The organism is Streptomyces sp. NPDC054883, assembly GCF_053610645.1.
The window spans coordinates 1-18,363 of sequence record NZ_JBSGYT010000029.1 but is presented as its reverse complement, the minus strand read 5'-3'; the positions used below and the strand labels follow the sequence as shown (position 1 = coordinate 18,363).

Below are 18,363 nucleotides of genomic sequence, written 5' to 3'. Positions count from 1 at the left end.
TCAGCCGATGTGGGCGAGCCGCTCCGGCGCGATCAGCTCGGCGCCGGTGAAGGCGGACCTCCGGTCCAGCTCGATCCGCAGCGAGTGCAGCCCGGCCAGCGGGGAGAGGTCCACGACGCCGGCGCATTCCACGAGCCGCAGCCGGCTGAGCCCCGGCAGGTCCGCCAGCGGCCCCAGGCCGCCGGGGAACCCGCAGCGCAGCAGCATCAGCTCGGTCAGCCTGCGGTACGGGGCGAGTACCCCGAGGTCCACCGACACGGTGTGCCGGATCTGGAGCGAGGTCAGGCCGGTCAGCGGCTGCCGTCTCGCCAGCTGCTCGTACTGCCGCTCGCCCGCGACGGTGAGGTCGTGCACCGCGGTCCAGCGCTCCAGCCCGTCGAGGGAGAGGCCCCGGGCGCCTTGCCAGAGGGTGAGCTTCACCAGCCCCTCCGCCGCGGGGACGTCCCCGATGTTCCGTTCCTTCGGCTCGAAGCCGATCACCAGCGACCGCAGGGCCGGGATCCCGGCGAGCGGAGCCAGCGACAGCCCGTCCGGAACGTACCCGAAGGCCAGGCTTTCCGGCGTCAGCTCGCCGATCGGCTCGATTCCGGTCAGCCGAGGGCAGTCGAAGACCCCGAAGTGTTCCAGCGCCCGGTGTCCGCCGAGGGCCGCCAGGTCCCGCAGCTCCGGATTGCGCTGCACGACCAGCCATTGCAGGTCCCGTCGGCCGGTGATCTCCGGCGGCAGCTGCCCGCTCCAGGTGAGGTGCACCCGGTGGAGGTGCGGCAGCCCGCGGAACGCCCGGAGCTGCTCCGGCGTGCGGATGTGCAAGTGGGCGGCCTGCATGGAGGCGCCCGCCAGGACCGCGTCCGCGTAGTCCCCGGTGGGGAAGCGGCCCCAGGACTCGGACAGCTCGTGACCCACCTCGTAGCGGTCGTCGCGCCGGAATCCGGCGATCACCCGGAGCGCCCGGTCCCCGCCGATCAGCGCGGCCGTCCGCACGGTCGCCGCGGCCTCCTCCACGCTGAGGTCCACCGGCTCCGGCAGCAGCTCCAGCACCAGCTCGCCCGCCTTGGCCAGTTCCTCCGCCTGGGCCGTGCTGTGCGGCGGCAACAACCGCGCCGTGCGCGCCTGCACGTCGGCCCGTACCTGCGGATCCAGCTCGGGGGCGTGCTCCAGGCAGGCCGCGGCCAGCAGGACCAGCCGGCTGCGGTCCCGCTTCACCTTGTCCGCGCGCCGGAGCAACTGGGTGAGCATTCGGGCGCGTTCGTCGGGACGGGCGTGACCGACGGCCATCCGGACCACGTCGTCCCAGGAGTCCTCATGGGCGTTGCGGATCAGCACGCCGAAGTCCCGGGACTCCACCGCGGCCTTGGCGCCCAGGTAGTCCTGGAAGGTGCGGTGCACGAAGTGCACGGAGCCGGGCACGGGCTCGCGCAACAGCCCGCTGCGGATGAGCAGGTGCTTGAACACGCGCTCGGTGCTGCCCTGCGCCCGTACCTGGGGCATCGCGTCGAGCCATTCGTCGAGCATCAGCACGACCTCGTCCCGGGCCGCCTCCACCTGCCCGTTGCGGATGAGCCAGTACGCCAGCCGCTGGAGGAGCGCCGTCTGCTCGTCCCGGCTGAGGTAGACCCCCTCGACCCCCGCTATGTCCCGTTCGGTGTCGCGGCGGACCAGCAGCATGTCCAGCGCCGCGTCGTACAGCTCCTTGCGGGCTCGGGGCAGCTGCATCCGCCGGTCCCGGTTCAGGGCGCACAGCAGCGCGCACATCAACGGGTTCGTCGCCAGCCGCCCGAGGTCGCGCCGGGAGCCCACCGACTGGATCAGCGTCCGCTCGAAGGTGTCGAGCTGCGACCGCTCCTCGGCGGAGCCGCACTCCTCGCGCGCCGAGTCGTGCCAGTGCGTGATGAACGCCCGTACGTTGTCCCGCTCCATCGACACCAGCGACAGCGGGGCGAAGCCCTGCCCCTTGAGCCAGTCCTCCGGTACCGCGGACGGACGGGTGGTCACGACGTAACGCGCCTTGGGAAAGGCCGCGATCAGCGAGCGCAGCCATGCCTCGGTCCGGTTGCGCAGCCGCTGGGGCACCTCGTCCACCCCGTCGACCAGTACCAGGGCCCGGCCGCTCACCAGGAGGCCCTCGGTCCAGCCGGGCGGCGCGGTCAGCGGTACGCCGGAGGCCCGCAGCCAGTCCCCGGGGACGGGCAGCGCCTCGGAGGCGTGGAAGGAACGCAGCCGCAGGACGAAGGGGACCAGCGTGTTCCAGTGGGCCGGCTGGCGCCGGAAGCTCTGGCGCGCCGCGTTCAGCGCCAGCCACTGGACCAGGGTCGACTTGCCGGAACCGGCCGGCCCGCGCAGCAGCACGCGGTCCGAGCCCGCGATCGCCCGCTCCGCCTCGACGGTGGTCCGGTGCGAGCCGGGCTCCTCCAGCAGCGGGTCGCCGGTCACCGCGAGGCTGATGTACGCCAGGTCCAGCGGCCACTCCTGGCGGCCCTGGCTGAGCGTCAGGCCGTAGAGCTGGAGCCGGCCGTGGGCTTCGGCGACGTACTGGGTGTACTGCTGCTCGAAGTGGACCTGCTGCGCGTCCGGGTACTCGGCCGGCTTCTCCAGCTGCCGCACGACGCGCTCCAGCCGGCCGGTGCGGCGGATCAGTTCCAGCTGGGCGTGGGGCCCGAAGCCCGGGAGGGTGGTGGCGTACTCGACCACGTGGAGGCAGCACAGGGCGGCCAGCCGCCGGTAGAGGGACTCCGCCCCGTCGCTCAGGCCCCGCGGGGGCGGGGGCAGGGCCGCGGCCAGGGCCGCCGGGTCCAGGTCCACGGCGAAGAGCGCTTCCAGGTCCAGCGGCCCCAGCGCGGCGAAGGAGTCGGCGACCGCGTCCAGGGCGGCCAGGCGTTCGTGGCCGGGCAGTCCCGCTGCCGCCCCGTCCAGGCGGGCGGCCAGCCCGGCCGCCAGCGTCCGCATCTCGGCCTCGCCCAGTTCGGCGGGGCGGCGCCAGCGCGCCGAAGGAGCGGCCGGGTCGGACGTCAGGCCCGCGCCCGGGGCGCGCGTCAGGAGCGACTTCACCAGCGCGCTCGCCGCCGTACCCGCCACCCGTAAGAGAACTGCCTCGAACCCGGTCACACGGCCTCCCCACCCCGGCCGACCAGTATGCGTGGTACCCCGGGTAACCCGGACGGATACCGATCGGTAACAACCTCTAGCGGCGGCCCCGGAGGCGCCTCTATGGTGCGGGCATGCCGAACCTGCCCGATGTCGTGCTGTGGTCCATACCCGCCTTCGTGCTGCTCACCGTCGTGGAGCTGGTGAGCTACCGGATCCATCCCGACGAGGACGCCGCCGGATACGAGACCAAGGACGCCGTCACCAGCATCGGGATGGGCCTGGGCAGTCTCGTCTTCGACTTCCTCTGGAAGATCCCGATCGTCGCGGTCTACACCGCGGTCTACGAGCTGACGCCGCTGCGGGTGCCCGTCCTGTGGTGGACCGTGCCGCTCATGCTGCTCGCGCAGGACTTCTGCTACTACTGGCAGCACCGCGGGCACCACGTCATCCGCATCCTGTGGGCCTGCCACGTCGTCCACCACAGCAGCCGCAAGTTCAACCTCACCACCGCCCTGCGCCAGCCGTGGACCAGCGCCACCTCCTGGCCGTTCTACCTGCCGATGATCGCCCTCGGCGTGCACCCGGCGGCCATCGCGTTCTGCTACTCCGTCAACCTCGCCTACCAGTTCTGGATCCACACCGAGCGCATCGGGAAGCTGCCCCGCCCGGTCGAGTACGTCTTCAACACCCCCTCCCACCACCGCGTCCACCACGCCTCCCAAGGCGGCTACCTGGACCGCAACTTCGGCGGCATCCTGATCGTCTGGGACCGGCTGTTCGGCTCCTGGGTGGGCGAGGGGCACAAGCCCGTCTTCGGGCTGACCAAGAACATCGACACCTACAACCCGCTGCGGGTCGCGACCCACGAATACGCCGCCATCGCCCGGGACCTGCGCGGTGCCCGCACCTGGCGCGAGCGCGCCGGACGGGTCTTCCGCGGCCCCGGCTGGCAGCCCGCACAGGCCGCCGAGCCCGCCAAGGCCCCGGCGGAGCAGGCCGCGTGAGCGCCACCGAGTCCCGTACCCCCTCCTGGGCCCGCCCCGTACCGGTCGACACCGCCGGCCGGACGCTGCTCGCCGCGTTCGCCGCCGCCGGGGCGGCCGACCTCGGCTCGCTGCTCGCCGGCTGGCACCTCGGGCACGTCATCACCAAGCCGCTGCTGATGCCGCTCCTCGTCGGGTACGTCTGCTCCCAGCACCACGGGGGCGCCCGCCGCGCGCCGCGCCTGCTGGTGGCGGCCCTGCTCTTCGGGTGGGGCGGGGACCTGGCGCTGCTCTTCGACGCCCCCGCCGCCTTCCTGATCGGCATGGGCTCCTTCGCCGCCGGGCACGTCTGCTACCTCCTGCTCTTCGGCAGGGGCAGGACGCACCCCGCGCTCGGGGGCGCGTACGCCACCGCGCTCGTCACCACCGTCGCGCTGCTCTGGAGCGACCTCCCGGCCGGGCTGCGGGTACCCGTCGCCGGGTACAGCCTGCTGCTCACCGCGATGGCCTACCGCTCCAGTGCCCCGGGGACGCGCGCGGCGATCGGCGGGGCGCTGTTCCTGCTCTCCGACACGCTCATCGCCACCGGCGTCGCCGAGTGGCCGCAGCCGCCCCGGCCGGACTTCTGGATCATGGCCACGTACCTGGCGGCCCAGTACCTGCTGGCCACGGGCACCCTCGCCTCCCGGCAGGCGTACGGTAGGTCAGTCATACAAGACTGAACCAACCTGATCCGGAGGGCTGCACCACCATGCGTGCCACCGTCATCCACGCCCCGCACGACATCCGCGTGGAGGAGGTGCCCGACGCTGCGATCCAGCGCCCCGAGGACGCCGTCGTCCGCGTCCTGCGTGCCTGCATCTGCGGCAGCGACCTGTGGGCCTACCGCGGCGAGGCCGCGCGCCAGCCCGGCCAGCGCATCGGCCACGAGTTCCTCGGCATCGTCGAGGAGACCGGCTCCGCCGTGTCCGGCCTGCGCGCCGGGGACCTCGTCGTGGCCCCCTTCATGTGGTCCGACGGCACTTGCGACTACTGCTCCGAGGGCCTGTACACCTCCTGCGTGCACGGCGGTTTCTGGGGCTCGGTCGGCCACGACGGCGGCCAGGGCGAGGCGGTCCGCGTGCCGCACGCCGACGGCACCCTGGTCAAGCTGCCCGCCGACGCCGCCTCCGACGAGCACCTGCTGACCGCGCTGCTCGCGCTGTCCGACGTCATGGGCACCGGCCACCACGCCGCCGTGGGCGCGGGCGTCCGCAAGGGCTCCACCGTCGCCGTCGTCGGTGACGGCGCGGTCGGCCTGTGCGGCGTCCTCGCCGCCAAGCGGCTCGGCGCCGAGCGGATCATCGCCATGGGCCGCCACGCCGTCCGTACGGACATCGCGAAGCTGTTCGGGGCCACCGACATCGTTGCCGAGCGCGGCGAGGCCGCCGAGGCGGCCGTCCGCGAGCTCACCGGCGGCCAGGGCGCCCACTCCGTCATCGAGGCCGTCGGCACCGAGCAGTCCATGCGCACCGCCGTGAACATCACCCGCGACGGCGGGGCCATCGGTTACGTCGGAGTCCCGCACGGCAGCGGCACCGGCCTCGACCTCGGCGTGATGTTCGACCGCAACCTCACCCTGCGCGGGGGCGTCGCCCCGGTCCGCGCGTACATCCCCGAGCTGCTGGCGGACGTGCTGAGCGGGGCGATCGACCCGGCGCCCGTCTTCGACCGGACGGTCACCCTGGACGAGGTGCCGGACGGCTACCGCGCGATGGACGACCGCAGCGCCCTCAAGGTGATGATCACGCCCTGATCCGCCGGGAACGGCCCGCGGGGGCCGGCCGGGGACACTTCCCCCGGCCGGCCCCCGCGCGCGTTGCGCGGGGTACCCCGGGGCTGCGTTACTTCACGGCCTTGAGCGCGTCGACCACGCCGTAGCCGTAGTAGCCGGTCTGGCCCCACTTGCTCTGGCAGGTGGTGGCGTCGATCAGCGCGCCCCCGTTGTCGTAGATCTTGTCCGGGCAGGCCGTCTTCGTGGCCTGGGCCTTCAGCATCGCCTGGAGCTGGGCGGGCGTCGCCGAGGGGTGGGCGCTCTTGAGGAGGGCCGCGACGCCGGCGACGTGCGGGGAGGCCATCGAGGTGCCCTGCTTGTAGCCGTAGCCGCCGCCCGGGAGGGTGGACAGCACGCGGCCGTTGGCGTCCGGGGTGTCCGGGAGCTGCCACTTGTCGCCGCCGGGCGCCGCCACGTCGATGACGCCGAGGCCGTAGCTGGAGTAGTAGGAGCGCAGGCCCTTGTCCCCGGTGGCGGAGACGGAGACCACGCCCGGCAGCTGCGTCGGCAGGTCCAGGCAGTCGTGCGGGTCGATCGTGCGCGGGGCGGGGGTCCCGTCGTCCGGGCTCGTGTCGTCCACGATCGAGTGGGACGCCAGGTCCCAGTTCTCGTTGCCCGCGGCGGCCACGTTGAGCACGCCCTTGCGCTCCGCGTACTTGCTCGCCCGGCCGAGGGCCTCCACCAGCGCCTTCTGGTCGTCGTCCGACTTGCAGTTGAAGTACCAGGGGTCGACGTAGTAGCTGTTGTTGGTCACCTCGATCCCCTTCTCGGCGGCGAACATGAAGCCGCAGACGACCGCTTCGGTGTAGAAGAGGCTGGTCCCGGGCTCGCTCACCTTGATCGCGGCGACCTTCGCGCCCGGTGCGATGCCGCTGACACCGATGCCGTTGCGGGCGGCCGCGATGGTGCCCGCAACGTGGGTGCCGTGGTCGCTGCCGTCCGGGTACGGGCGCCAGGCGCCGTCCGTGGTGTCGGCGACGCCGCCGACGCAGTTGGCCGACTGGCCCTTGGAGAAGTTCGCCGCGAGATCCGGGTGGGTGTCGTCGACACCCGTGTCGATGACGCCCACCGTGACGTCCGGGCTGCCGGCGTTGACCGCCTGCGCCTGGTCGGCCTTGATCGCCCGCAGGTCCCACTGGTTGGGCTCCAGCGGCTCCTGACCGGCCTGCGCCGACGCCGCCGCCTTGGCCGCGTCCGCCGTGCTCAGGCGCTGCGTGGTGCCCTCCTCGGTGGTCTGCACCGTCGCGAGGGGGGCGGTTCGGGTGGCGCCGACCGACACGAACAGACCGCGCTGGGCGCGGAGCTGCTTGGCGAAGTCGGGGTTCTGGGAGTGGGCGACGATCACCCCGATCTGCTCGTACGACGTCACCACCGTGCCGCCGGCCCGCTCGACGGCCTTCTGGGCCGCCGTCACGGTCGCGTACGTGTTGAGGTTCGCCACGTACGACAGCTTGGGGCCCGAGGCATCGGGCTTCGCGGCGGCCGCCGCGCCCGCGGTCGTACCCAGGGGCGCGGCGGAGGCCGCGACCGTGGGCAGGAAGGCGAGTGAGGCGGTGAGCGCCAGGCCGACCGGTACGGCGAGACGGACGTGCCTCTTGGGGGATCGTGACCCCAGCTGAGCCATGGGTTCTCCACATCATCCGGGAAAGAGCCGTCCCCGCGCGATCGCGTAGGGCGACGGGTTCATGACAGGCGAACCTAGTGCTGCCCTTCGCCTTTGCGCCATCAGTTCGAGGAATCAGCCGAAGAAGCACGACGGAGGAGCAGCACGAAGAAGCCCGGCCCGGGGAAACGGCGGCAGAAACGGAACCCGTTGAACCGTCCCGTCGCGCGAGCCGTGCCGTTGTCAGGGGGACCGGCGTTACCACCCCCCACACGGAGGTCGTCTTGTCCGTACCCACCCCCTCGCACCCGCGTCACAAGGAGAGCCCCCGGTGACAACCCAAGCAGCAGCGCAGCCGCCCGGCGGCGTGGAACCGCTTCCGGCGGGCCGCACGGCCGAAGAGTTCGAACGCGTCCAGCAGAGCCCCGAGTTCGCCGAACTGCGCCGATCCCACCGCTCCTTCGCCTTCCCGCTCACCGTCGCGTTCATCGCCTGGTACCTGTTGTACGTCCTGCTCTCGAACTACGCGGGCGGCTTCATGGGAACCAAGCTCTTCGGCAACATCAACGTCGCCCTCGTCCTCGGCCTCGCCCAGTTCGCGACGACCTTCCTCATCGCCTGGTTCTACTCGCGGCACGCCGCCACCCAGCTCGACCCGAGGGCCGCTGCCATCAAGGCCCGGATGGAGGCCGGCGAATGAGCGCTCCACTGCACCTGACCGTGGCCGCCGGCGCCACCGAGCACCGCCCGCTGATCATCACCCTGTTCGGGCTGTTCGTCGTCGCCACCCTGGTCATCACGATCTGGGCGGGCCGCCAGACCAAGGACGCCGCCGACTTCTACGCCGGCGGCCGCCAGTTCACCGGCTTCCAGAACGGCCTGGCCATCTCCGGCGACTACATGTCCGCCGCGTCCTTCCTCGGCATCGCCGGGGCCATCGCCCTCTTCGGCTACGACGGCTTCCTCTACTCCATCGGCTTCCTCGTCGCCTGGCTGGTGGCCCTGCTGCTCGTTGCCGAGCCGCTGCGCAACTCCGGCCGCTACACGATGGGCGACGTCCTCGCCTACCGGATGCGCCAGCGGCCCGTCCGCACCGCCGCGGGCACCTCCACCATCGTGGTCTCGATCTTCTACCTGCTCGCCCAGATGGCGGGCGCCGGCGTCCTGGTGTCGCTGCTCCTGGGCATCACCAGCGACGGCGGCAAGGTGGCCGTCGTCGCCCTGGTCGGCGTCCTGATGATCCTCTACGTGACCATCGGCGGCATGAAGGGCACCACCTGGGTCCAGATGGTCAAGGCCGTCCTGCTCATCGCGGGCGCCCTGCTGGTGACCTTCCTGGTGCTGCTGAAGTTCCACTTCAACATCTCCGATTTGCTGGGCAAGGCCGCCGAGAACAGCGGCCAGGGCGCCAAGTTCCTGGAGCCCGGCCTCAAGTACGGCAAGGACGGGATCACGAAGCTGGACTTCATCTCCCTCGGCATCGCCCTCGTCCTGGGCACCGCCGGCCTGCCCCACATCCTGATCCGCTTCTACACCGTGCCCACGGCGAAGGCCGCCCGTAAGTCCGTGAACTGGGCCATCGGCATCATCGGTGCCTTCTACCTGATGACGATCGCCCTCGGCTTCGGCGCCGCCGCCCTGCTCAAGCGGGCCGACATCCTCGCCTCCAACAAGGCCGGCAACACCGCGGCCCCGCTGCTCGCCCAGGAGGTCGGCGGCGGACCCGGCACCACCGGCGGCGCCGTCCTGCTCGCCGTGATCTCCGCAGTCGCCTTCGCCACCATCCTCGCGGTCGTCGCGGGCCTGACCCTCGCCTCGTCCTCGTCCTTCGCGCACGACATCTACGTGAACGTCATCCGCAAGGGCAAGGCCACCGAGAAGGAGGAGGTCCGGGCGGCCCGCTGGTCCACCGTCGTGATCGGCGCCGTCGCCATCGGACTCGGCGCCCTCGCCCGCGACCTCAACGTGGCCGGCCTGGTCGCGCTCGCCTTCGCCGTCGCCGCCTCCGCCAACCTGCCGACGATCCTCTACAGCCTGTTCTGGAAGCGCTTCACCACCCAGGGCGCGCTGTGGTCCATCTACGGCGGCCTGGTCTCCTCGGTCGTCCTGGTGCTGTTCTCGCCCGTGGTCTCCGGGAAGCCCACCTCGATGTTCAAGGACGCCGACTTCTACTGGTTCCCGCTGGAGAACCCCGGCATCATCTCCATTCCGCTGGGCTTCCTCCTCGGCTGGCTGGGAACCTTCCTGTCCAAGGAGCGGGCCGACCCCCGGAAGTTCGCGGAACTCGAGGTCCGGTCCCTGACGGGAACAGGCGCACACTGAGATACTCCAGACACCCGTCGTGGCCGTGTCGTAGTTCCCTACTACACGGCCGCGTCGCGTCTCGTTCATTCGGGCACCACAACAAGTCACAGGCGTCGCGTAGGCTCGAAAGCAGCGCACACATCTCTCATCCGAGCTGCGCGACCTCTATGAACCGGACAGGGGAGGGGGCCCACAGTGCTTCTCGACACGTACGGCCGCGTGGCCACTGACCTGCGCGTCTCACTCACCGACCGGTGCAATCTGCGCTGTACCTACTGCATGCCCGAAGAAGGCCTGCAGTGGCTGCAGAAGACGGACCTGCTCAGCGACGACGAGATCGTCCGGCTGATCCGCATCGCCGTCACCCGGCTCGGCATCACCGAGGTCCGCTTCACCGGCGGCGAACCGCTGCTGCGCCCCGGCCTCGTCGGCATCGTCGAGCGCTGCGCGGCCCTGGAACCGCGGCCCAAGATGTCGCTCACCACCAACGGCATCGGCCTCAAGCGCACCGCACAGGCGCTCAAGGCCGCCGGCCTGGACCGAGTGAACGTTTCGCTGGACACCCTGCGGCCCGAGGTGTTCAAGACCCTCACCCGCCGCGACCGCCACCACGACGTCATCGACGGCATGGCCGCCGCCCGCGAGGCCGGTCTCACCCCCGTGAAGGTCAACGCGGTGCTGATGCCCGGGCTGAACGACGACGAGGCCCCCGACCTGCTCGCCTGGGCCGTGGAGAACGCCTACGAGATGCGCTTCATCGAGCAGATGCCGCTCGACGCGCAGCACGGCTGGAAGCGCGACGGCATGATCACCGCCGGTGACATACTCGCTTCGCTGCGCACCCACTTCACCCTCACCGAGGAGGGGGCCGACGAGCGCGGCTCCGCCCCCGCCGAGCGCTGGCGCGTGGACGGCGGCCCGGCCACCGTCGGGGTCATCGCCTCCGTCACCCGCCCGTTCTGCGGCGCCTGCGACCGCACCCGCCTCACGGCCGACGGCCAGGTCCGTACGTGCCTCTTCGCCACCGAGGAGTCGGACCTGCGGGGCGCGCTGCGCTCGGGCGCCCCGGACGAGGAGATCGCCCGCCTGTGGAAGGTGGCGATGTGGGGCAAGAAGGCCGGCTCCGGCCTCGACGACCCGAGCTTCCTGCAGCCCGACCGCCCGATGTCGGCGATCGGCGGCTGACCGCCGAGCCGCGGTACGAGGCCCCGTCCGGCGACCGGACCGGGCCTCGTACCGTTCTCAAGCGGATCTCCAGCCGCTTTCCGGCCGCTCTCTAGCGCTCGCGCTCCGAGCCCTCCGGCTGGACCCACTCGTCCAGCTTCACGACGTCCTTGAGGAACCCGCGCACGCCGAGGAACTGCGAGAGGTGCTCGCGGTGCTCCGCGCACGCCAGCCACGTCTTGCGGCGCTCCGGCGCGTGCAGCTTCGGGTTGTTCCACGCCAGGACCCATACCGCCGCCGCGCGGCAGCCCTTGGCGGAGCAGGTGGGATCGGTGCCGGGAGCGCTGGTGTCCGTATCAGGGGAGTTCACAGCCTCAACCCTACAAACGGAAGGGCGACGCCGAGCAGCCACGGGGGGAGCTGCCCGGCGTCGGTCCGTCGCTCCGACGGGGGATGCGGAGCGCGTAGGCAGTATGTCACGCAGGACCCGGTGCGGTGCACCGGAACTTCATGATTGATCTGAGGTTTTCTTGAGGTTTCCCGCCTCCAGTGCCGGGTGCACAGGGGTGGGCACGAAGTGCGAGGGCAGCGAGGGCGCCGACTCGCGCCCCGCGTTGGCGATGACCACCGCGACGTACGGCAGCAGGGCGCCCGCCACCAGCGTCACGATCGCCACATGACGCTCCACGTTCCACAGGAGAACGGTCGCGATGACCGACAGGGTCCTGATCGTCATGGAGACCACGTACCGGCGCTGCCGGCCGCGCACGTCCTCGCTGAGGCCCATCCGCGCTCCGGTGATCCGGAAGACCTCGGCCCCGTTCCGCTTCGACCGTTCCACTTTCCACCACCTGATCCACCCGCCGGGCGCTCCCGGCCCGGACACTTCCACCGTACGCCGCCGCCACCGGGGCGAGGAGACGGGGTGCCGCCCGAATGGCGCTGCCGGGAATGCGGCCCGCGCGGGGCGGCCCGAGACTGGCCGCACCTGCGCACAACGCGCCACGAGGAGGCTCGACATGCATTGGTTGTGGGCGATCATCGTCGGTTTGGTGCTGGGGCTGATTGCCAGGGCCATCCTGCCGGGCAAGCAGCACCAGCCGATCTGGCTGACCGTGATCTTCGGCATCATCGGAGGCATCCTGGGCAACGCCGTGGCCTCGTGGATCGGTGTCCACGACACCAAGGGCATCGACTGGATCCGCCACCTGCTCCAGCTCGCCGGAGCCGTCCTCATCGTCGGCCTCGGCGACATGGTCTACATGGCGCTCAGGGGCGACCGGCGGCGGCAGACGACCTGACGCCTCCCGTTGGCCCGATTCCTTCCGGCCGCGACGAAGGGGCCGGCCGGACGGACGTCCGCACCGGCCCCTTCGCGTGCGCCGAGGTCAGCCCGTGACCTCGACCGCCGCCAGGTTCTTCTTTCCGCGGCGCAGCACGAGCCAGCGCCCGTGCAGCAGCTCCTCCCGGGCCGGGACCGCGTCCTCGGCGGTCACCTTCACGTTGTTCACGTAGGCGCCGCCCTCCTTCACCGTCCGCCGGGCCGCGGACTTGCTGGCGACCAGGCCCGTCTCCGCGAGCAGGTCCACGACCGGGGCGAGCTCCGCCACCCGGGCGTGCGGCAGCTCCGACAGGGCCGCGGCCAGCGTCGAGGGGTCCAGGTCCGCCAGCTCGCCCTGGCCGAACAGCGCCTTCGAAGCGGCGATCACGGCGGCGCACTGGCCGGCGCCGTGCACCAGCGTCGTCAGCTCCTCCGCCAGCGCCCGCTGGGCGGCACGCGCCTGCGGCCGCTCGGCGGTCTGCTTCTCCAGCTCTTCGAGCTGCTCGCGGGACTTGAAGGACAGGATCCGCATGTAGCCGGAGATGTCCCGGTCGTCCACGTTCAGCCAGAACTGGTAGAACGCGTACGGGGTGGTCATCTCCGGGTCCAGCCAGACGGCCCCGCCCTCGGTCTTGCCGAACTTGGTGCCGTCCGCCTTGACCATCAGCGGGGTCGCCATCGCGTGCACCTGCGCGTCCGGCTCGACCCGGTGGATCAGGTCGAGGCCGGCCGTCAGGTTGCCCCACTGGTCGGAGCCGCCCTGCTGGAGGACGCAGCCGTGGCGCCGGTACAGCTCCAGGAAGTCCATCCCCTGGAGCAGCTGGTAGCTGAACTCCGTGTAGCTGATGCCCTGATCGGACTCCAGCCGCTTGGCGACCGAGTCCTTGGTCAGCATCTTGTTGACGCGGAAGTGCTTGCCGATGTCCCGAAGGAACTCGATGGCGGACATGCCCGCCGTCCAGTCCAGGTTGTTGACCAGGACCGCCGCGTTCTCGCCCTCGAAGGAGAGGAAGGGCTCGATCTGCGAGCGCAGCCGGTTCACCCACTCCGCGATGACCGCCGGGTCGTTCAGGGTGCGCTCGGCGGTCGGGCGCGGGTCGCCGATCTGGCCGGTGGCCCCGCCGACGAGCGCCAGCGGCCGGTTGCCGGCCAGCTGGAGCCGGCGCATGGTCAGCACCTGCACCAGGTGACCCACGTGCAGCGAGGCCGCGGTGGGGTCGTAGCCGCAATAGAACGTGACAGGACCGTCCGCGAACGCCTTGCGCAGCGCTTCTTCGTCGGTGGACTGGGCGAACAGCCCGCGCCACTTCAGTTCGTCGACGATGTCCGTCACGGTCGTGACTCTCCTTGAACGAGGTGAAAAGAGGTGCTGAGGGGTTTCCCGGCCAGTCTAGGCGGGCGGAGCGGACCCCTCAGACGCCCTCGCTGATCAGACGCCCTTGCTGACCGAGCTCATGTTGAAGTCCGGGATCCGCAGGGCCGGCATCGCGGTGCGGGTGAACCAGTCGCTCCACTCGCGCGGCAGGGTCTTCTCGGTCCGGCCGGCCTCCGTGGCCCGCGACAGCAGGTTTACGGGGGACTCGTTGAACCGGAAGTTGTTGACCTCGCCGATGACCTCGCCGTTCTCCACCAGGTACACGCCGTCCCGGGTCAGCCCCGTGAGCAGCAGCGTCGCCGGGTCGACCTCGCGGATGTACCAGAGACAGGTCAGCAGCAGCCCGCGCCCCTGGTGGCCGGTGCCGGCCACCATCTCCTCCAGCGACTTCTCCCCGCCCCCCTCCAGGATCAGGTTCCCGAAGCCGGGGGAGAGCGGGAGCCCCGTCAGGTCCGCGCTGTGCCGGGTCGTGGTCAGGCGGGCGAGCTCCCCGCCGCTGATCCACTCCGTCGCCGGGACCGGCAGGCCGTTGTCGAACACCGAGGCGTCGTCACCGGAACTGTGCGCGATCACGAACGGCGCGGACTCCAGGCCCGCCGCGTGCGGGTCGCTGCGCAGCGTCAGCGGCAGCCCGGACAGCTTCTCCCCGATCCGGGTGCCGCCGCCGGGCTTGGAGAAGACCGTCCGGCCCTCCACCGCGTCCCGGGCCGCCGCCGACCACATCTGGTAGATCAGCAGGTCCGCCACGGCCGTCGGCGGCAGCAGCGTCTCGTACCGCCCGGCCGGCAGGTCGAAGCGGCGCTCCGCCCAGCCCAGGCGTACGGCCAGCTCCGCGTCCAGCGCGGTCGGGTCCACGTCCTTGAAGTCCCGCGTGGCGCGGCCCGCCCAGGCCGAGCGCTGGCGGTCCGGCGACTTCGCGTTCAGCTCCAGCGTGCCGTTCGGCTGGTCGTGGCGCAGCCGCAGCCCCGTCGAGGTGCCGACGTACGTGGAGACCAGCTCGTGGTTGGCGAAGCCGTACAGCTCCCGGCCGCCCGCCCGGGCCCGGGCGAAGGCCTCGCCGAGGGCCGGGGCGAAGTCCGTGAACACCGCCGAGGAGGTCTCGGCGGGGGCGTCGGTGAAGTCCGGCGCGGCCGGGGTGCCGGTGATCAGGGGCTGGGCGTCCTCGGCCGGTCCGGCGTTCCGCGCGGCCGCCTCGGCTGCCCGCACCAGCGGCTCCAGGTCGTCCGCGGTGACGGCGGAGCGCGATACGACCCCCGAGGCCGTGCCCTCCTTGCCGTCGACCGTGGCGATGACCGTCAGGGTCCGGCCGCGGGTGACTCCGTTGGTGGTGAGAGCGTTGCCCGCCCAGCGCAGGTTGGCGGTCGACTCCTCGTCGGCGATGACGACGCAGCCGTCGGCGGTGGACAGCTCCAGGGCCCGCTCGACGATCTCGTGGGGCTTCGTACGAACCGACATCAGCGTCCGGCCTCCTGGGTCGTGTTCAGGATGTTCACGTCACGGAACAGCGCGGACGGGCAGCCGTGGGACACGGACGCGACCTGTCCCGGCTGGGCCTTCCCGCAGTTGAAGGCGCCGCCCAGCACGTACGTCTGCGGGCCGCCGACCTTCTCCATCGAGCCCCAGAAATCGGTGGTCGTGGCCTGGTACGCCACGTCACGGAGCTGCCCGGCCAGCCGGCCGTTCTCGATGCGGAAGAACCGCTGACCGGTGAACTGGAAGTTGTAGCGCTGCATGTCGATCGACCAGGAGCGGTCGCCGACCACGTAGATCCCGCGCTCCACCCCGCCGATCAGGTCCTCCGTGGACAGACCGCCCGGATCCGGCCGGAGCGACACGTTCGCCATCCGCTGCACCGGCACGTGGCCCGGCGAATCGGCGAACGCGCAGCCGTTGGAGCGCCCGAGCCCGGTCAGCTTCGCGATCCGGCGGTCCAGCTGGTAGCCGACCAGGGTGCCGTCCTTGACCAGGTCCCAGCTCTGCGCCTCGACGCCCTCGTCGTCGTAGCCGATGGTGGCCAGGCCGTGCTCCGCCGTGCGGTCACCGGTCACGTTCATGATCGAGGAGCCGTACTTGAGTTCGCCCAGCTGGTCGAAGGTGGCGAAGGAGGTCCCCGCGTACGCCGCCTCGTACCCCAGCGCCCGGTCCAGCTCGGTGGCGTGCCCGATCGACTCGTGGATGGTCAGCCACAGGTTGGACGGGTCCACGACCAGGTCGTAGCGCCCGGCCTGCACGCCGGGCGCCCGCATCTTCTCGGCGAGCAGGCCGGGGATCTGCTCCAGCTCGGCGTCCCAGTCCCAGCCGGTGCCCGTCAGGTACTCCCAGCCGCGCCCGGCCGGCGGGGCGATGGTGCGCATCGAGTCGAACTCGCCGGTGGCGGCGTCGACGGCGACCGCGGTGAGCTGCGGGTGGATCCGTACCCGCTGCTGGGTGGTGGAGGTGCCGGAGGTGTCCGCGTAGAACTTGTTCTCGTGGACGGCGAGCAGCGACGCGTCGACGTGGGTCACGCCGTCGGCGGCCAGCAGCCGTGCGCTCCACTCGGCCAGCAGGGCCGCCTTCTCCGCGTCCGGCACGTCGAAGGGGTTCACGTCGTAGGCGGAGATCCAGGTCCGGTCGGCGTGCACCGGCTCCGCGGCGAGCTCGACCCTCTCGTCGGAACCCGCGGCCTTGAGCACCTGCGCCGACAGCTTGGCCATCGCCACGGCCTGCGAGGCCACCTTGGCGGCGCCGTCCATGGTCAGGTCCACCCCGGAGGCGAAGCCCCAACTGCCGCCGTGCACCACGCGCACCGCGTAGCCGAGGTCGGTGGTGTCGGAGCTGCCGGAGGGCTTGGCGTCGCGCAGCCGCCAGGAGGCGCTGCGGATCCGCTCCAGCCGGAAGTCGGCGTGGTCGGAGCCCAGCGCGCGCGCCCGCGCGAGCGCCGCGTCAGCGAGCGCCCGCAAGGGCAGCGCGGTGAAAGCCGCGTCGATGGAATGGGGCACGGAATTCCTCCCGGGGTCGGGGCCGGTCGCCCCGATCATGTCGCGCCCGGGGCCGTTGTGCACACTTCTTTCTGTAGAGACTCGACAGAGGCTGCGGCAAGGCCCTGTGGGGCCCCGATTCTCCTTATCCGAGCCGGGACCGATAGGTTTTTGTTCATCACACAGCTAAGGGAAAGGGTGATCCGTTGAGCCGCTCGGTTCTCGTCACCGGAGGAAACCGGGGCATCGGCCTCGCCATCGCCCGAGTCTTCGCGGAGGCGGGCGACAAGGTCGCGATCACGTACCGGTCCGGCGAGCCGCCGCAGGAGCTCACCTCCCTGGGAGTCCTGGCGGTCCGCTGCGACATCACCGACTCGGAGCAGGTGGAGCAGGCCTACAAGGAGATCGAGGACAAGCACGGCGCGGTCGAGGTGCTGGTGGCCAACGCCGGCATCACCAAGGACACGCTGCTCATGCGGATGTCCGAGGAGGACTTCGCGTCGGTCGTCGACACCAACCTCACCGGCACGTTCCGGGTCGTGAAGCGGGCCAACCGCGGGATGCTGCGCGCCAAGAAGGGCCGCGTCGTCCTGATCTCCTCGGTCGTCGGTCTGCTCGGCGCGGCGGGCCAGGCGAACTACGCCGCCTCGAAGGCCGCCCTGGTGGGCTTCGCCCGCTCGCTCGCCCGTGAGCTCGGTTCCCGCAACATCACCTTCAACGTCGTCGCCCCCGGTTTCGTGGACACCGACATGACGAAGGTGCTCACCGACGAGCAGCGCGCGGTCATCATGCAGCAGGTGCCCCTCGGCCGCTACGCGCAGCCCGAGGAGATCGCGCAGGTCGTGAGCTTCCTGGCGTCCGACAACGCCGCGTACATCACCGGAGCCGTCATTCCCGTAGACGGCGGATTGGGCATGGGTCACTGATCACCATGAGTGGAATTCTCGAGGGCAAGCGCATCCTCATCACGGGGGTGCTGATGGAGTCGTCCATCGCCTTCCACGCCGCGAAGCTGGCCCAGGAGCAGGGCGCCGAGGTCATCCTGACCGCCTTCCCGCGGCCGACGCTGACGGAGCGCATCGCGCGCAAGCTGCCGAAGCCCGCCAAGGTGATCGAGCTCGACGTCACCAACGACGAGCACCTGGCCCGCCTGGAGCAGCTCGTCCGCGACGAGCTCGGCGGTCTGGACGGGGTCGTCCACTCCATCGGCTTCGCGCCGCAGGACGCCCTGGGCGGCAACTTCCTGAACACCCCGTTCGAGTCGGTCGCCACCGCCATGCACGTCTCGGCGTTCTCGCTGAAGTCGCTCACCATGGCCTGCAAGCCGCTGTTCCCGCACGAGGGCGCGGCCGTCGTCGGCCTCACCTTCGACGCGCAGTTCGCCTGGCCGCAGTACGACTGGATGGGCCCGGCCAAGGCCGCGCTGGAGGCCACCAGCCGTTACCTGGCCCGTGACCTGGGCAAGGAGAACATCCGCTGCAACCTGGTCTCGGCCGGTCCGATCGGCTCGATGGCCGCGAAGTCCATCCCGGGCTTCTCCGACCTGGCGGACGTGTGGAACTCCCGCTCCATGCTGGAGTGGGACATGAACGACCCGGAGCCGACGGGCCGGGCCATCGTGGCCCTGCTGTCCGACTGGTTCCCGAAGACCACGGGCGAGATCGTCCACGTGGACGGCGGCCTGCACGCCATGGGTGCCTGACCTCCGGGTCGGCTCCTTACATCCGTACGGCGGTGGCCGCGCTTCCCTCCGGGGCGC

16 protein-coding genes are annotated in these 18,363 nt (G+C 71.3%); 9 read left to right on the top strand and 7 right to left on the bottom strand.

All coding sequences use genetic code 11. The features are described 5' to 3' along the window. Window positions 1-3,102 (bottom strand): NACHT domain-containing protein, encoded by a 3,102-nt coding sequence (locus tag ACWGH1_RS21545; RefSeq protein ID WP_453355819.1) that lies wholly within the window; start codon window positions 3,100-3,102, stop codon window positions 1-3. 113 nt (window positions 3,103-3,215) lie between these two features. Here ACWGH1_RS21545 and ACWGH1_RS21540 point away from each other — a divergent pair, with 113 nt between their 5' ends. The 3 genes from ACWGH1_RS21540 to ACWGH1_RS21530 are packed head-to-tail and all read left to right on the top strand — an operon-like array spanning window position 3,216 to window position 5,862. Next, on the top strand, window positions 3,216-4,088 hold the full coding sequence (locus ACWGH1_RS21540) for a sterol desaturase family protein (RefSeq protein ID WP_453355818.1): 873 nt from the start codon (window positions 3,216-3,218) through the stop codon (window positions 4,086-4,088). Beyond that, window positions 4,085-4,789, top strand: a complete 705-nt coding sequence (locus tag ACWGH1_RS21535; RefSeq protein WP_453355817.1) for a lysoplasmalogenase — start codon at window positions 4,085-4,087, stop codon at window positions 4,787-4,789. Before ACWGH1_RS21540 ends, ACWGH1_RS21535 begins: the two co-directional genes overlap by 4 nt. Before the next feature lie 29 nt (window positions 4,790-4,818). Continuing rightward, window positions 4,819-5,862: a zinc-dependent alcohol dehydrogenase family protein gene (locus ACWGH1_RS21530; RefSeq protein WP_453408915.1), complete on the top strand. Its 1,044-nt coding sequence runs from the start codon at window positions 4,819-4,821 to the stop codon at window positions 5,860-5,862. 88 nt (window positions 5,863-5,950) lie between these two features. Here ACWGH1_RS21530 and ACWGH1_RS21525 read toward each other — a convergent pair whose 3' ends face one another. Next, entirely contained in the window at window positions 5,951-7,504 is a 1,554-nt protein-coding gene (locus ACWGH1_RS21525; RefSeq protein ID WP_453408914.1) for a S8 family peptidase, read from the bottom strand. Between the two features lie 310 nt (window positions 7,505-7,814). On the opposite strand from ACWGH1_RS21525, the gene ACWGH1_RS21520 reads away from it, so the two are divergent. From ACWGH1_RS21520 to moaA, 3 genes are all read left to right on the top strand, one after another. Next, window positions 7,815-8,183 (top strand): DUF485 domain-containing protein, encoded by a 369-nt coding sequence (locus tag ACWGH1_RS21520; protein ID WP_453355793.1) that lies wholly within the window; start codon window positions 7,815-7,817, stop codon window positions 8,181-8,183. Continuing rightward, window positions 8,180-9,805 carry a solute symporter family protein gene (locus ACWGH1_RS21515; protein WP_453355792.1) on the top strand — a complete coding sequence of 542 codons (1,626 nt, stop codon included), beginning with the start codon at window positions 8,180-8,182 and terminating at the stop codon, window positions 9,803-9,805. Before ACWGH1_RS21520 ends, ACWGH1_RS21515 begins: the two co-directional genes overlap by 4 nt. Before the next feature lie 177 nt (window positions 9,806-9,982). Next, a complete protein-coding gene (gene moaA, locus ACWGH1_RS21510; RefSeq protein WP_453355791.1) occupies window positions 9,983-10,972 on the top strand; it encodes a GTP 3',8-cyclase MoaA in 990 nt (329 codons plus the stop codon). A 91-nt stretch (window positions 10,973-11,063) separates the two neighbouring features. On the opposite strand, the gene ACWGH1_RS21505 is transcribed toward moaA, so the two are convergent. Beyond that, window positions 11,064-11,321 (bottom strand): hypothetical protein, encoded by a 258-nt coding sequence (locus ACWGH1_RS21505; protein ID WP_453355790.1) that lies wholly within the window; start codon window positions 11,319-11,321, stop codon window positions 11,064-11,066. Between the two features lie 138 nt (window positions 11,322-11,459). After that, a complete protein-coding gene (locus tag ACWGH1_RS21500) occupies window positions 11,460-11,792 on the bottom strand; it encodes a DUF3099 domain-containing protein (RefSeq protein ID WP_453355789.1) in 333 nt (110 codons plus the stop codon). Window positions 11,793-11,970: 178 nt separating this feature from the next. Between ACWGH1_RS21500 and ACWGH1_RS21495 the strand changes: the two genes are divergently transcribed. Continuing rightward, the gene (locus ACWGH1_RS21495; protein ID WP_453355788.1) at window positions 11,971-12,252 is read left to right on the top strand and encodes a GlsB/YeaQ/YmgE family stress response membrane protein; all 282 of its coding nucleotides are present in this window, start codon (window positions 11,971-11,973) and stop codon (window positions 12,250-12,252) included. Between the two features lie 87 nt (window positions 12,253-12,339). Here ACWGH1_RS21495 and tyrS read toward each other — a convergent pair whose 3' ends face one another. The 3 genes from tyrS to ACWGH1_RS21480 all read right to left on the bottom strand — a co-directional run bounded on the left by tyrS (window position 12,340) and on the right by ACWGH1_RS21480 (window position 16,664). Next, entirely contained in the window at window positions 12,340-13,605 is a 1,266-nt protein-coding gene (gene tyrS, locus ACWGH1_RS21490; RefSeq protein WP_453356804.1) for a tyrosine--tRNA ligase, read from the bottom strand. 96 nt (window positions 13,606-13,701) lie between these two features. Next, window positions 13,702-15,102, bottom strand: coding sequence for a metallopeptidase TldD-related protein (locus ACWGH1_RS21485; RefSeq protein WP_453408913.1), 1,401 nt, complete (start codon window positions 15,100-15,102; stop codon window positions 13,702-13,704). After that, entirely contained in the window at window positions 15,102-16,664 is a 1,563-nt protein-coding gene (locus tag ACWGH1_RS21480; protein ID WP_453408925.1) for a TldD/PmbA family protein, read from the bottom strand. The genes ACWGH1_RS21485 and ACWGH1_RS21480 overlap by 1 nt, the downstream gene beginning before the upstream one ends. Before the next feature lie 146 nt (window positions 16,665-16,810). Between ACWGH1_RS21480 and fabG the strand changes: the two genes are divergently transcribed. Both fabG and fabI read left to right on the top strand, forming a co-directional pair. Beyond that, window positions 16,811-17,530 (top strand): 3-oxoacyl-[acyl-carrier-protein] reductase, encoded by a 720-nt coding sequence (gene fabG / locus ACWGH1_RS21475; protein ID WP_453357642.1) that lies wholly within the window; start codon window positions 16,811-16,813, stop codon window positions 17,528-17,530. Window positions 17,531-17,535: 5 nt separating this feature from the next. After that, window positions 17,536-18,306, top strand: coding sequence for an enoyl-ACP reductase FabI (gene fabI / locus ACWGH1_RS21470; RefSeq protein ID WP_453357643.1), 771 nt, complete (start codon window positions 17,536-17,538; stop codon window positions 18,304-18,306). Window positions 18,307-18,363 lie beyond the last annotated feature (57 nt).